At 37.3% G+C, this 14,226-nt stretch carries 12 protein-coding genes; 8 read left to right on the top strand and 4 right to left on the bottom strand.

The window, feature by feature from the left end:
* Positions 1–60 precede the first annotated feature (60 nt).
* From H7A25_26260 to H7A25_26240, 5 genes are all read left to right on the top strand, one after another.
* A complete protein-coding gene (locus H7A25_26260) occupies positions 61–396 on the top strand; it encodes a nucleotidyltransferase domain-containing protein (protein ID MCP5503431.1) in 336 nt (111 codons plus the stop codon).
* Positions 393–782, top strand: coding sequence for a HEPN domain-containing protein (locus H7A25_26255; GenBank protein ID MCP5503430.1), 390 nt, complete (start codon positions 393–395; stop codon positions 780–782). The genes H7A25_26260 and H7A25_26255 overlap by 4 nt, the downstream gene beginning before the upstream one ends.
* 95 nt (positions 783–877) lie before the next feature.
* A complete protein-coding gene (locus H7A25_26250; GenBank protein ID MCP5503429.1) occupies positions 878–1,921 on the top strand; it encodes an alcohol dehydrogenase catalytic domain-containing protein in 1,044 nt (347 codons plus the stop codon).
* 103 nt (positions 1,922–2,024) lie between these two features.
* The gene (locus tag H7A25_26245) at positions 2,025–3,068 is read left to right on the top strand and encodes a sulfite exporter TauE/SafE family protein (protein MCP5503428.1); all 1,044 of its coding nucleotides are present in this window, start codon (positions 2,025–2,027) and stop codon (positions 3,066–3,068) included.
* A 167-nt stretch (positions 3,069–3,235) separates the two neighbouring features.
* Complete coding sequence (locus H7A25_26240) at positions 3,236–4,030, top strand: crotonase/enoyl-CoA hydratase family protein (protein MCP5503427.1); 795 nt, start codon at positions 3,236–3,238, stop codon at positions 4,028–4,030.
* A 24-nt stretch (positions 4,031–4,054) separates the two neighbouring features.
* Here H7A25_26240 and H7A25_26235 read toward each other — a convergent pair whose 3' ends face one another.
* The 3 genes from H7A25_26235 to H7A25_26225 all read right to left on the bottom strand — a co-directional run bounded on the left by H7A25_26235 (position 4,055) and on the right by H7A25_26225 (position 8,411).
* Positions 4,055–4,645: a TetR/AcrR family transcriptional regulator gene (locus H7A25_26235; GenBank protein MCP5503426.1), complete on the bottom strand. Its 591-nt coding sequence runs from the start codon at positions 4,643–4,645 to the stop codon at positions 4,055–4,057.
* A gap of 65 nt (positions 4,646–4,710) precedes the next feature.
* A complete protein-coding gene (locus tag H7A25_26230) occupies positions 4,711–6,738 on the bottom strand; it encodes a SpoIIE family protein phosphatase (protein ID MCP5503425.1) in 2,028 nt (675 codons plus the stop codon).
* Positions 6,739–6,749: 11 nt separating this feature from the next.
* Positions 6,750–8,411 carry a transporter gene (locus H7A25_26225; protein ID MCP5503424.1) on the bottom strand — a complete coding sequence of 554 codons (1,662 nt, stop codon included), beginning with the start codon at positions 8,409–8,411 and terminating at the stop codon, positions 6,750–6,752.
* 114 nt (positions 8,412–8,525) lie between these two features.
* On the opposite strand from H7A25_26225, the gene H7A25_26220 reads away from it, so the two are divergent.
* Genes H7A25_26220 through H7A25_26210 form a run of 3 tightly spaced genes read left to right on the top strand, consistent with a single transcriptional unit; the run spans position 8,526 to position 10,729 of the window.
* The gene (locus H7A25_26220; GenBank protein ID MCP5503423.1) at positions 8,526–9,803 is read left to right on the top strand and encodes a hypothetical protein; all 1,278 of its coding nucleotides are present in this window, start codon (positions 8,526–8,528) and stop codon (positions 9,801–9,803) included.
* An 18-nt stretch (positions 9,804–9,821) separates the two neighbouring features.
* Positions 9,822–10,355 (top strand): metal-dependent hydrolase, encoded by a 534-nt coding sequence (locus H7A25_26215; GenBank protein ID MCP5503422.1) that lies wholly within the window; start codon positions 9,822–9,824, stop codon positions 10,353–10,355.
* 2 nt (positions 10,356–10,357) lie between these two features.
* Positions 10,358–10,729 carry a hypothetical protein gene (locus H7A25_26210; GenBank protein MCP5503421.1) on the top strand — a complete coding sequence of 124 codons (372 nt, stop codon included), beginning with the start codon at positions 10,358–10,360 and terminating at the stop codon, positions 10,727–10,729.
* A 30-nt stretch (positions 10,730–10,759) separates the two neighbouring features.
* On the opposite strand, the gene H7A25_26205 is transcribed toward H7A25_26210, so the two are convergent.
* Positions 10,760–13,852, bottom strand: coding sequence for a DUF1554 domain-containing protein (locus tag H7A25_26205; GenBank protein MCP5503420.1), 3,093 nt, complete (start codon positions 13,850–13,852; stop codon positions 10,760–10,762).
* Positions 13,853–14,226 lie beyond the last annotated feature (374 nt).

The raw sequence follows: 14,226 nt of genomic DNA, 5'->3' as shown, positions 1-14,226 counted from the left end.
GAAGTTACTTGACAAAACTATTTTTAAGAATTAAAATGAGACTATAGAAGGTAAATCATTTTGGAAACTTCATTCTATAAACCTGAACAGGATGAAATAGTAATCTTTTTTTTGAATGAACTAAAAAAAAATATATCAGAAAATCTGAAAAATGTAATACTATACGGTTCTCGTGCTCGAGGAGATTTTTTTAAGCATTCCGATTATGATTTCCTAATAATCTTAAAGAAGAAAAACTTACAAATAAAAGAACTAATATATGATATAGGTTATGAAGTCCTTGATGTTTTTGAAAAACTTGCATCATGTATCATTTGGGATGAAGAAGAATGGGAAACCAAAAAAGACTTCTCTCTCGGGAAAAATATCCAGAATGATGGAATTGTTCTTTTATGAATCTTATTGAAATCAAAAAACACCTTTTGAAAGCGGAAGCAAAGTTATATGCAGGGAAAACAAACTTTCAGTATTCTCAGTATGATGATGCTGTTTCAAGAGCATATTACTCGGTCTATCACGCAATTTGTTCAGCTTTACTAACGAAAGAGCTATCGTTTTCTTCTCATAATCAAACTTTAGGTAGTTTCAATAAAGAGTTTATAAATACAGGAATTTTTCCAAAAGCTTTTGGAAAAAAAATATACAAACTTTTTGAAATTCGTGAGGAAGGTGATTATGATATAGATTCTGATATTAATAAAACTTTAGCCGAAGAATCTATAATTTCTGCTGAAGAAATATTAAATTCTATACAAGCCTATATTACAAAAATTATTTCCTAAACATCCTGATAAGAATCTATAAAAGCATTTTGTTTTAACTGAAGCTTGACTTGAATTGTTGTGATAGAATTAAATTATGGATTTAGAGAAAACCTATGAGAGCAGCTGTTTTACATAAAAATCAAACCCATTTACAAATTGAAGAAAAAGCACTACCACAACCCGGAAAAAATGAGGTTAAGGTGAATATTAAATGCTGCGGAGTCTGTGGTTCCGATGTGCATCTAACGGTTCATAAGCAAATAAAGTTAAAGCATTATCCACTCACTCTCGGTCATGAGGCCTCAGGTATTGTAGTTTCGGTGGGAGAAGGGGTAAGCCGCTTTAAAAAGGGAGAAAGGGTTGTGATTGCTGCGGGAACCAGCTGCGGACATTGCAAGTTTTGCGAGAAAGGACTCTGGAACCTTTGTCCGGAAGTGGGAGTGCTCGGAGTTGATTCGGATGGAGCTTTTGCAGAAGAGATTATGGTTCAGGATAGATATTTAATCCATCTACCGGAGACAATTCCATTTGATGAGGGAGCGATTCTTGCTGATGCAGTTTCTACGCCTTATCATGCTCTAAAATATGCCGGGAAGATAGACGCGGGAGAAGTTGTAGCTATATTTGGCTGTGGTGGACTTGGTATCCATGCGGTACTTTTAGCTAAGGTTCTGGGAGCGTCAAAAGTCATTGCCTTCGATGTAGATAGAGGAGCTCTGGAAAATGCTTATTCATTAGGAGCCGATGAAGTACTTAATCTGAAAGAAATTAAACATTCCGGTAAACTTCTAAGAGAGCTGACTAATGGAGTGGATCTGGTCTGTGATTTTTCCGGCCACTATGCAAATATTCGAGATAGTCTTCGGGCTATGAATTCAGGAGGACGTATGGTGATGGTCGGAATCGGAAAAAATTCACTCGAAATCCCTTTTCCGCTGATGATGGTGGAAAAACAAATCAGTATTATTGGCTCTTATGGTTGTGACAGAAGAAGTATTCCGGAACTTATCGATTTATACACACAGGGAAAATTGAACTTAAAAAAATCTATTACTTCACACCATCCTCTGGAAGAAGTAAATGATTGTCTTGAAAACTTGTATCATAGAAACGGAAATCCTATTCGGTATATCATTTGCCCGAACGGAAGGTTGTAATACTGAGTTGTTTGAAGATAAGACTGCTTATTTGTCTGAAGTAATTTCACTGGAAATAGTGAAGAAGTTGAACCGGGTTAGATAGCTTATATCTTTAGAAATTATGGAACTAAGTCTATACCTGATTATTTTTTTTGTAGCTCTCTTTGCATTTACTATTGCCATAGTTGCTGGTGGTGGAGGTGGCTTATTATTGATTCCATTACTTGGTGTATTTTTACCTGCTACTCGAGTACCAGCAGCACTAACGATAGGAACCCTAAGCAGTACCATTAGCAAATTGGCCTTGTTTCGTGAACTCGTTGACAAACGCATTGTCAAAGGATTTGTTCCTGCATCATTACCTGGTGCTGCACTGGGAGTATGGCTCTTAGCGAACATCAATACCAATCTTGTTGAACTGTTTATCGGTTTGTTCTTAGTATCCAACTTGCCTTTGCTTCTTTTTTCCCGAAAAACTATTGATGATGCTATTACAAAACCGGTTAGCATGACAAGTATTGTATTAGCAGGATTCATTGCCGGTCTAATTTCAGCTCTAATTGGTGCTGTTGGTGTTTTATTTAATCGCTTTTATTATCGTTGTGGTTTAAACAAAGATGCAGTAATAGCAACCCGTGCTGCTAATGAAATCACCCTACATGTATTTAAACTTATTCTGTATGCTTTCATTGGTTTGATAAATATAGCTGTATTCAAAATGGGTATTGTTATGGCTATTGCAGCTATCCTGGTTGCTCTGGCAGGTAAATCAATTATTAAAAAAATTTCGACTTCCCTTTTTAAACAAATCGGTCATGTTGCTATGGTACTGTCCGGTACTATTATGCTTCATAGTGCTTCAGTCAATATTATTACCAGGAATAATCCCCAAATTAGGTTAAAATATTTGGAAGGTGGTATTGACGGTCAACTTCATTGGAGCTCAATTCTTTATATTGTAGAGTTTCGATTTGAAGAAGGTTTTGAGTTTGAACACGCAATTCAATTTGAAGAACTACCTGAGCATCTACAAGCTACCTATGCAGACTTATATAAAAACTATCTTCTTACAGTAGAAAAAGTTTACTCGTTCGAAGGTATCAGCTATGAGCTTTATGTTTTTAACAAAAATCACAAATTACTAAAAAAAATTAACCACGAGTAATCATGTAATCAAGTTTTCTCAAAGTAAACCCGTATCTATCCGAATGGAAGGTTGTAATATTTTCTATTGTAAATATTTTATAGTAGACTAAATTGTCTACTTTTTCCAATATGGTTTTAGTAGACCGATTGGTCTACTTTGGAATTTTATCAATAGAGGTAAAGAAGATGTCAAACAAACCCTATATCACAACAGAAAGAAGAGGGCATATTTTTTTGATCTGCCTGGATAGGCCCGAAGTACGTAATGCGGTTAATATGGAAATGATCCAGCAATTAAGCGATGCCTATACAGAGTATGAAGATGATAAAACTGCAAGATGTGCTGTAATTTATGCCAGTGGTAAACATTTTACTTTTGGCCTTGAACTTGATACTGTGAGTCAGGCTTTGCTGGCAGAAGGCAAATTGAAATTTTCCGAAAACAATGTGGATCCGGTGGCTGTTGGTTTTTCAGAAAGAGTTCGAACCAAACCTATTGTTTGTGCTGTACATGGATTTTGTTTAACTCTTGGGATAGAACTTATGTTGGCATCGGATATTACGATTGCAGCGGAAAGAACCCGGTTTTCACAGATGGAGGTTCAGAAGGGGATTTTACCTTTTGGTGGAGCAACATTTCGCTTTTTAACTGCTTCGGGTTGGGGAAATACTATGCGCTATCTTTTAACGGGCGATGACTTTGGTACTGATGAAGCCCTTCGAATGGGACTTATACAGGAGGTGGTGGAAAAAAAAGAACTGCTAAATCGCGGCATACAACTTGCTGAGAAGATTGCTTTGCAGGCACCTCTGGCGGTTCAAGCGGTAATAGCTAATGCACGAAAGTATCTTAGTAAAGGAGAGGCAGAAGCGATAAAAGAATTAAGCCCAAAAGCTCTTGAATTGCTACAAACTGAAGATGGCAAAGAGGGAGTAAAATCTTTCATAGAAAAACGGACAGCAGTTTTTGTCGGGAAATAGTAGTTTTTTATAATACGTTAACTATTAGGAGGATGTTGAGTTTGTCGAGTCATGAGAGTTTAAATCTTTTGCGATATGATTCAGGAACTTTTCCATGTAATTGAAATATCTGGGATTGGGATCTAACTTGTAAGAGTTCATGGCACCTTCATATAAAAATAGTATCTCTTCACTTATCTCTTTTGCTTGTTTATGAGATAGCTTATAATGATTCAGGAAATATTTAATGAAGGGTTCCTTTAATTTCGTGAAAGAGGAACGCACTTCTTTTGTTAAGTCCGAAGAATTTACAGGCATATTGACAAGGGGGCAGCCCAGTGAATAGTTTTTTGAAAGTTTTCTCTTTATTATTTTTAACCAGGCTTCAAGAAAATCATTAAATTTCGAGTACTTTGTTAAGAGTCTATTTGTTAAGTTAAGTAATTCATGTTCTATGCTTTGAATATACATAATTCCTAATTCTGTTTTAGAGGAAAAATGTGTATAAAAAGATTTTTTATAACTGGATGAATCGTTTAAAATTTCATTTATTCCGGTTTCTGAGTAACCTTTTTCATAAAATAACCTGAAGGCTGTCTCCATGATTTTTGTTCTGGTTTCTGTTTCTTTTTTCATTTTTCCAGTAATATATAAATAAATGAAATTGTCTACTGTAATATAGTATTCCTCTTCATTTACACTTAAGAATACATTACATCTTTACTCAACTGTATAGCTGTTTGATTTTCTGGTTCCTTATCTAAGACTTTTCGTAAGTATTTTTCCGCTCTCTCGTAATTATATAACTCAAGATAAGTGTCCGCCAGATGCAATAAGTTAATTATATCATCGGGGTTTCGAAGCCTTACTCTTTCTGCATACTCTACAGCTTTCTCAAGATTTCCAATTTTTCTATAACAGTATGAAGTCAAAAATAAGAATCTTGTATTATTCGGATAAATATTAGAGTATTCTTCTGAAAAGTGAGCCGCTCTCTGGTAATCTTTCAATTTATAATAGATCTGTGCCAGGTATTTACTTGTTTTATAGCCTTTCACTTCAGTTGGATTTTCTTTGGTTATAATCTTTCTTGCTTCTTCTATCTTATTTTCAATAAGTAATTCCCTTACCTCTCTCACATAATTTGGAACCGGGTATTCTTTTTCATTTGCTACTGCCTGGGCTTCCAGATCTTTCTTGTATTCCAATCGTAGAAGGGAAATATCATCGGTTAACTCACCTGTTGCGGCAATATTATTATACAGGTTTTGTAACTCTCCCTTTGCTTCTTCTGTTAATCTCAAGATCAAATCCGAGTTATTGTTTATAGATTTCTCACCATTATCATTTAATAATAATATATCATCTCTGCCGTCGGAACCGAGGATGAGTATATCTCCCTTTTTCAGTTGAAATGTGCCGATATGAATAGATCCATCCATACCGGTAGTTCCCAGTTTTCTAAAAAACAGAGAATCTTCATTATCTAAAAATGAAGCCTTTTCATCCCTGTAAAGAATGGTCCAGGGGTGTTCTGCATTAATAAAGTATAAGATACCGCTTGTATTTTCCACCAGACCCAGAACCAGGGAGATAAGCATGGAACCTTCAAAACTTTCAAAAACTGCATGTAACTCCAAAAAGGCATCTTTTAGCCAGCGTTCGGGAGGTTTTTCATAATAGGTTCTTGAAATTTTTGTTCTTTCTATAATCGATTGGAATACAGCTCCCAGTACAATAGCTCCACCGGCACCCTGTATGGATTTACCCATAGCATCTGCATTTAAGAATACAGTAAATGTCTTATTCTGTAATTTTATTGTATGAGATATACAAATGTCTCCACCAATATCTCTTTCCCATTTTTCAAATTTAAACTGCTTTTTCTGGCGTATTAGAAATGAAATTTCCAATTCTTCGGTTTTGGTTCTATTTACACCTAAAGGTCGGAGTAGAAGAGAGGTTAAAAAGTAATCTCCATCCTGTTTCTTTTTTAGGCCGTGAACTTCATCCAGGGTATTCTGTAATTGCAGTGATTGTTTTTCAACCAGGCTTTTTTCTTCAGCCAAAGAATAGCGGGTGAGAATCAAATCTTTTCTCTGTCGATAATCTTTCCTACTAAAATAAAGTAAGACAAGAAGATATACAACCTGCATTAGGGCAAGAATATGATAGGTTTCTTCCGTATTTTCAAATAATAAATAGTACCAGCTGGGTCCTGAAAGAGCAGTAGCAGATAATAAGAAAGCATACTTGCTGGCAGAAAAGGAAAATGCAGCGGCACCGATGATTCCAACCATAAGTGAATGAGTAGCAAGAGCAATCGCGATATTTTTACTTATGCGTACGACTTCAAAGAAAAAAAGACCGATTACGAATAGAGTCATGACAACACCGGTAATCAGAAAAAATTCTCTCCAAAACATAGAGGATATTTTTCTTTCAAAAATAAAGACTATCAAAAAAGTAAAAAATGCAGGAGGAATGATATACAATATCCAGTTCTGAAGCATGTCGGAAGGTATATAGGTATATACCATATAAGCATATAAGAACATAGCCATATACATGGCTATCACTGCCAGTTTCAAATTAGAAGTGAAGGTTTCTAATAGAATCTTCTGTGATTCTACTTTAAATTGAGGAGTTGTAGTTCCGGAATTTTTTGAAATCGAGAAAAAAGGTTTTTTTGCTGATTTCTCTATAGCTTCATTTTCTTTCTGTATCATTTTTTCCTCTATTAAGAAAGGACTTTTAAAATAATCCTGGCTAATAAAATTTTAATTATCATGGCTGTAGGAAAGACCATAGCGTATCCAAGGTTCGGCGCATTATTCTTCACCTCATCATTAGAATAAGCAAGGACAGCCGGTTGAGTTTGCATTCCGGAAATAATTCCCATTAAAAGGGGGAAGGGGATTTTTAAAACTCTAAGACCTATAAGCATCATGAGAGAAGCATTTACAAAGGTAACCACCATACCCGATATTAATATCACAAGACCATAGGCTTCCACATTCTTCCCGAATGAGTAACCGGCTTTTAAACCGATTCCTGCGAGAAAAAGTACCACTCCCATTTGTCTCAGGGTAAGATTGGCGTTATATGACATGGTCCAAACAATTCCCCTTGTTCTTCCAATTTTTCCGAGGATAAGAGCTACAATTAAAGGTCCTCCCGCAAAACCGAGGTGAAATGTGCCACCCGGCATAGGAATGGGAATTAGACCTACTAAAAGTCCGAGAGCAATACCTATGGAAATACTAATATAATCAATATGAGCAATCGATTGAAAGGAATCTCCGAAAAACTTTCCGACGGTATCCAGATCTTTTCTGGAAGCTACTACTCGAATTCTATCTCCGGCCTGTAAAACAGTTTCATTTGTAGGTATAATATCTATATCCCCACGTTTTACCCTGGTGATGGTGGCCTGAAGTTTTTTATGTAAATCCAGCTCTCCCAGGGGAATACCGATTACCTCCGGGTTAGAAACAACAATTCGACGGTAATCGAGGTTGTCTCTCTGAACGTGTAACCTGGTATCTACCCTGGGGCCAAAAATAGGAGTGACTTCATCGAGGATTTTCCTGGGGGCTACCATGGTTAAAATGTCTCCTTCCTCTAAAACGGTTTCTCCTGTAACAATTTCAATATTCTCTGAGTTTTTATGTTTTATACGAGAAAGGATTAATCCTTTTAAATCCTTGGCTTTGAAAATTTCCCTTACCAGCCAGCCAAAAATTTTTGGATTACTTACAAGCACATCTTCATTTTCCAGTTCTTCTCCACCGAGCCCCATAGTTCTTGCTATTTTTTCGGACTCTTCTTGCAGGTTGATGGAGAAGAGTTTTTTGAACAATTGAAAGCCAAGAATTACACCGATGACACCGAAAGGATAGGCTACCGAATACCCGATAACTGGTTCGGAAAGTTTCTGGTCTAATTGTGCTCCACTAAGGTTCGGATACATATTTTTAATGGTATCTACAACGGTTGCAAGAGCCGGTGTATTCGTTAAAGAGCCGCAGTATAAGCCGGAAAGGATAGAGCCATTTTGAAGACCCGGAACAAAGTAATAGAAACTTATGGTAATCAATGAAGAGAGTAAGAGGATTCCGGCAACGCTTACATTATAGGCAATTCCCTGTCGGTTTAAAGAAGCAAAGAAACTCGGACCGGATTGTAGACCAATAGTATATACAAAAAAGATGAGTCCAATTACATAGATTATGTCCGGAACCTTGAAATCCGGGTGTAAAGAACCAAAGGCCAATCCTACGAATAATACGGCTGAAACCCCCAGACTAAAACCCTTGATTCGAATTTTGCCTACAAGGTAACCGATGGCGATTACCAAAAAAAGGAGAAGAATAGTATTGTGTTTAAAAAACTCTAACATAAGTTACTGAGTACAATAAGTAAGGGCGTATTTGTGTTCAATGATTTTATTTGTTTGAGCGAGAAAGTTTTTTGGGATTTGACAAAGCTATCCCCATCTATAAAAAAGAAAATCATGCAAATTTTAAATAGCTCGTCTCTTTTTCTTTTTGTCCTCTGGGCACTTTTTCTTTTTTCCTGTTCAAAGTCCGGGTATGTTCAGCCTTCTGCCTCTGAAGATACAAGTCTCATTGAAGATATTGCCGGAAAAAAGCTGACGGTCAATAGTTTTGAAAAAGCCTATATTCGAGCCCTTGATTCTTTTGCCAGAACCCGGAATATGGATCCTGAGGATTTTTATCTGCTGGTAAGAAGCCCTGAGACCTCCTTACCTCCGGAGTATAAAAATTTTCAGATGCAGTTTAATAAACCGAATTTTTACCTTTCTTATCGACAAATGCTAATGGTTCAAGCAGATGCAGAGAAAAGTGGTTTTGTCGGAGAAGCCCATACCCGGAAAACCCTGGAGCACCTGCGATTACAAACTGCGGCTAATTATTTTCTTCAGGAAAAAATTAATAAGAGTCTGAATATACAAAAAGAAGAAGCAGAGAAAGAATGTTCCTTCATTCGGCAGGAAAAGAAAACGTATAAAAAAATTGATAATAGTATTTGTTTGGCTATCGGAAGAACCGTTGTTAGACAAAAAAAATCCGGTGTTGTTTTCTCGGCTTATCTAAATCATTTGCGAGAAGGAGTTAGTATCGAGCAAAATGATTCTTTAGATATTGAGAATATACTAAGAAACCTTAATAGAATCGGAGAGAATAAAGAAAACCCCTTACTCGTTCGGGTTGGAACAAGAGAAATTCGTGCTAATGATTTTATTAACTACTACAATACAGAACTCACTTCTTTTAGTGATTTACAGGGTGTTACTGAAAACAGTCTGGAAGTTATAGCGAATATGAAAGGAAGAGAAATTCCGGTAGAGTTTCAGATTTATAAAGAAAAATTTGATAGGGTAAGTGTATTTAACAATTTGAAACTGTTTGTAATGTTGCAACATTATTCAGAAATTGAAAATTACAATACCAGGTCGGATATCCGTTCTTTACTTGATTTATCCGATCTACAAACCTTAACCCGGATGTATTTGTTTCATGTCGCAAAACAGGGAATTAAAATTTCTAAGGCTGATATAAGCACGGAATGTAAACGTTTAAAAGCTACATCTGAATTTTACAAAAGTTTATCGGAAAAGGAATGTAATGTTCTCGCAGAGAGCTATTTGTATCAGTCAGAATTTGAAGTGAAAGTTCCGGCAGTTATGAGAAAAATTACAGATAGAATCAGTATTAAACATAATGAAGCTTTTGATTTGAAGGCTTATTTGAATAAGCCTGTACAATAAAACTATAGAGGTAACCTTATGTCCGGTTTTGAAGGTCATACAAAAGGTGGTATTGTTGCTGCCGGTATTTATATTCTTCTGCTTTTAATTATCCAGGTGTTCAGTACAAGTTTTGCCTGGGTAGAATTTCCAATTTTTATCGGGCTATGTCTTTTCGGAGCCTTATGGCCTGACACCGATGTGGGAAGTACCAGCCGAATTATTATTTATGTACTATTTTTCATAATAGATGTTTTACTTATCTTTGTTTTTAAATACTACCTCGAAGCTGCCCTTTTCGGTCTATTTACTATGCTTCCGGCAGTAAGTAAGCACAGGGGATGGACTCATTCCAAATTCTGGACATTTATCGTGGGTCTTCCACTTTTAGCACCTTCTTTTGTTGCCGGTGAATTTCTAATCGATGTGCATATCTATGAATATCGTAACCTGATCTATTTTGGAGTTCCCTATTATTTCTCCTTCTTATTCGGAGTTGCGAGTCATCTTATCCTGGATGAGCACCCTTATTTTAAAGCTATGAGAAGTAAAGCAGGTAAAAAAAGGAGTTAAATATGCGAAGATTTATATATATAATATTTCTAATGATTATTTCAAGTTGTAAAACTATCCCGGTACATACTGAAACCTCCATCAAAGAACTCAATGAAAAACCGGAAAGCTATGAAGGTCAAACGGTTCAGGTTCGAGGTTTAGTTACAGATAAGGTTCCCGTATTTTGGAGGAGGGGGGCTATATATCGTATATTTGAGAATGAAAAAGAGTCTATCTGGATTTTTACCAAGAATTTACCGGCTCCCGAACGCGGAAGTAAACTTCTTATCAGCGGAACCGTGAAAAAGGGAACTCCGGTAGCCAATAAAGTTATTGGCTATATTATTTCTGAAGAGAAACGGACCGTTCTTTCCGAAGGCACTGAAAAATGAAAAAGATTAAGTGTGTTCCATAACAAATCTTTACTGCTGGACACAGATAAGTCTTTTGCTAGTATCACAACCTGAGGAGAGAAGTCGAATAGACCATTCTGTGTTAAAAAGAACACTTCCGGAAGAGCCATTCTCTGTATTTGCATCAGAAGACCAATTTGTACAGTGCTGGGTATGGCTCGTCCAATCTGAGTTTAAACCCGTCCAGTCAGCTGCAAGAGCAGTCCCGAAAGAAGCATCCATATCAAAATTAAAAAGGCCCGCTGCTGTTGTGGTTCCTATTTTTGTAGTTCCATCCGCCCGGAAATAATTTGTATTAGAGAGTAAAACCCAATTAATTTTCGAATCTCCCGTATTGGGACTTAAACTTGCCTGTCTTGAAACTCCATCAACAAGCAAAGCTTTATAAGTATTGGGTATATTAGAAGGTTTAGCCGAGTCGCTATTGCATTTCGCATCGGCTCCGCTAACACCCCCCAAATTGCCATTATAGGAAGCGTTGCTAATAAAAATGATCTTATCATCATCATTATTTCTTACTTTTCCATCTGCCGGATCTACTCCATTGAATAAGTTTATAGGATCCGAGGAGGATAAAGCTCCCGTTACAACAAGATAGTCTTTTCTTCCATCTGCAATGGTATCGTCTACACCGGTAATAGTAATATACTGATAGGTATTCCAATTTGTATCATTAAAGCTTAGACTGGACTGAGAGAGGGTCCCCTCGGCTGTATTGGAACTACTCAGGGGAAGTGTTACTGTAAATCCATTTGTAGGTTTTGCACCCAATTTAAACCCGAGACTGGCTGTACCTCCGGATTCGGAAGTATATAACCATCCCGTTGTACTTAAAACAACAGCCGTATTTTTGTCGGTATTTGTAAGACTTACATCAGCAGGATCAAAGCCGTTAAAAAAAGTATCGGAAGTTGTAGTATCGGCTTGAATGGCGACTGTGTAGCTTATATCTCCATCCAATAAATCATCCGAAAGCCCGGTTACTGTTATCTTATTTGAATTATCAAAAATATTCCAGTTTGTTGAATTAAGAGTTATTGTAGGGCTAGATACACTGGCTTCGGTAGTGTCGAGGCTTTGTATGGGAAAAACCACATCGCTTGTAGGAGCCTGAGATGCAATCAAGAAAAACTCGGATGTAAGCCCGTTCTCATCGGTTTGCGGGCTTGTGCTATTTTTACAGGCGATTACTTTAGAAACACCAGTACTGCTGGGACAACTATTTGAATTACTCAAGTTCATAGTATGCCCGTTATAGTTCGAATCGAGGCTGGATGAAGTAATTTTCACTCTGAATTGCTGATAGGTATCGATTCCATTATACTGACCTACTAAGTTTACTATTTGATGTGTTGAATAATTGGCTGCTGTAAAGCTGATGCTCGAAGGAGAAACATAAGCCGGAGGACTGGTAAAGGCCGAGCCATCATTCTGAACAATAGAAAAGTTTAAAGTCACAGTTTCTGTAGGTTCTGTTCTTAATTTAAGCCTGAGACTGGAACCGGCTCCCGTATCGGCACTGAGTAAACCAAAATCACTCCTGGTCGCATTTCCGGTGAATGTATATGAGGTGCCCACCTGGTTGGAAGTATAGTTTTCAACTATATAGCCTTTGGTATCATTATCTGTATTTGTAAGATTTAACACGGGAACATTCAGACTATTATAGATAGGATCTGTGGAGTTAATGCTAAACTGAATAGAGTAACTTATATTGCCATCATCTATATTATCATCTACTCCCGTAACGGTAAAACTCTGAGTAGACGACCAGCAGTTTGCTCCGGGACAGGTAGATGAGAAGGTTAAGCTGGAAGGAGAAACCGTTCCTTCAGTCGTATCACTTGAGATAATACTGATACTTACATCTGCCATGGGTTCTGTATTCAAGCTTACAGTATAGGTTTTGGTTCCTCCGGCTTCTGTAGTTCCCCCGGTATTACCCTGAACCAGAACTGAGGCTGTATCATTGTCCGTAAGGCTGACTGAAACATCCGCCACATCGATATTTTCATAATTCGTAGCGGTACCGAGACTTATTGTGTAAGGTCCCGGCTCTCTCTGTATACTGTCATCAGGAGCACTTACCTCAATGGTTTGAGGAATACTCCAATTATCAGGGGTAAAGGTGAGTTGTGTCACATTGGTACTGATAGGAGAAAGATTGGGAAGGCTTATCGGTATGCTTACATTTGCATAGGGCTTTGAATTTAGGACTACGGTAAAACTGGCAAAACCTGCATTTTCTGTCACATTGATAGAAGTGCTACTGAGTGTTACACCGGCTGAATCATTATCTGTATTCTGAACTTTTTGACTTAAGGCCGGAAGCCCATTATAATTCGAATCGGAACTCTGGATACCGGAAAGGAGGATAGAATACTCAACGATTCCATCCATAAAATCATCATCGATTCCGGTTACAGTAAATGTTTGGGGGATATTCCAGTTTGTAGTATCAAAACTTAAACTGGAAGGAGAGACCGTTCCTTCGAATAGATTGGAAGAAGTAATGCTGGAAATTGTCACGGATGCTGTGGGTTGTGAGTTCAAAACGACCGAAAAACCAGCCGAACCTCCGCTCTCTGTAGTAGTCGTGGCGCCTTGGGGTAAAATGCTTAAACCGGCTGTATCATTGTCTACATTAATAACTTTCAACTGTGAAATTTGAATCCCGGAGAAGCGCTCTTCCTTTGAAGTGCTATTTGAAAAAGTTATATAAGCAGTGGTGTTACCATCCTGAATGGAGTCATCCAGACCTGTAATTTGAATGGTTTTGGGTAGATTCCAATCAGCTTCTGTAAAAATCACACTGCCGGGAGATACCTGAACTTCGGTTGTATTGGAGGATTTGATAGAGGATATGAGAACATCAGAAGAGGGCTTATCACTTAAAGTTAAGGATACATTTATGCTGGTTCCTGACTCATTTACCTGAATTGCGGAGTGAGATAGGCTAATGCTGGGTTCAGGTAGTGCTTGCATCGCAATGGGAATCAATAAATTAGCCTTAAAAGGCGGAGTTGGGGGTAGGCAGGCAGAAAAAAATAGAAAAAGGGTAGAAATAAGTATATTTTTAACTTTATTTTTCGCTAAGAGCATATAAGTATCCTGAACTATCCTATAAGATATAATTTCGAAATTAGTTTATTTAATAGTAATAACAAAATTATACACTTGTTTTTTCTGTTTATGAGACTTTTCTTTATTTTGCAACAAGAAAAAATTAAAATATTATGAGATTCGACCGAATGAATAAAAAAAACGGCACAGGCTGGAATGTGCTTTGCCTGCACAATATGGCTCGGTTGCTGTCCTTTGCCCAGGAACCGTCACAACGCTTTTAATATCGAAGCCAACAGCTAACCGCTAACCTCTAATCCCTAAACACCAGCCTGACCGGTCTGTAGAACTTATCCGTCACCACATCGACTTTTCGCTTCTTGCCCTGCCATTCGTAGTCAAAATAGATATGG

It is taken from the genome of Leptospiraceae bacterium, from assembly GCA_024233835.1.
Classification (GTDB): Bacteria; Spirochaetota; Leptospiria; order Leptospirales; family Leptospiraceae; genus JACKPC01.
The sequence above is the reverse complement of the archived record's forward strand: the minus strand, read 5'-3'. Positions and strand labels throughout refer to the sequence as shown.

Bases quoted from the DNA above. Each gene is read 5' to 3' on its own strand.
- H7A25_26240 (MCP5503427.1), top strand. From the start codon at position 3,236: ATGTCAAACAAACCCTATATCACAACAGAAAGAAGAGGGCATATTTTT.
- H7A25_26245 (MCP5503428.1), top strand. From the start codon at position 2,025: ATGGAACTAAGTCTATACCTGATTATTTTTTTTGTAGCTCTCTTTGCA.
- H7A25_26210 (MCP5503421.1), top strand. From the start codon at position 10,358: ATGCGAAGATTTATATATATAATATTTCTAATGATTATTTCAAGTTGT.
- H7A25_26255 (MCP5503430.1), top strand. From the start codon at position 393: ATGAATCTTATTGAAATCAAAAAACACCTTTTGAAAGCGGAAGCAAAG.
- H7A25_26205 (MCP5503420.1), bottom strand. From the start codon at position 13,852: ATGCTCTTAGCGAAAAATAAAGTTAAAAATATACTTATTTCTACCCTT.
- H7A25_26230 (MCP5503425.1), bottom strand. From the start codon at position 6,738: ATGATACAGAAAGAAAATGAAGCTATAGAGAAATCAGCAAAAAAACCT.
- H7A25_26235 (MCP5503426.1), bottom strand. From the start codon at position 4,645: ATGAAAAAAGAAACAGAAACCAGAACAAAAATCATGGAGACAGCCTTC.
- H7A25_26215 (MCP5503422.1), top strand. From the start codon at position 9,822: ATGTCCGGTTTTGAAGGTCATACAAAAGGTGGTATTGTTGCTGCCGGT.
- H7A25_26220 (MCP5503423.1), top strand. From the start codon at position 8,526: ATGCAAATTTTAAATAGCTCGTCTCTTTTTCTTTTTGTCCTCTGGGCA.
- H7A25_26250 (MCP5503429.1), top strand. From the start codon at position 878: ATGAGAGCAGCTGTTTTACATAAAAATCAAACCCATTTACAAATTGAA.
- H7A25_26225 (MCP5503424.1), bottom strand. From the start codon at position 8,411: ATGTTAGAGTTTTTTAAACACAATACTATTCTTCTCCTTTTTTTGGTA.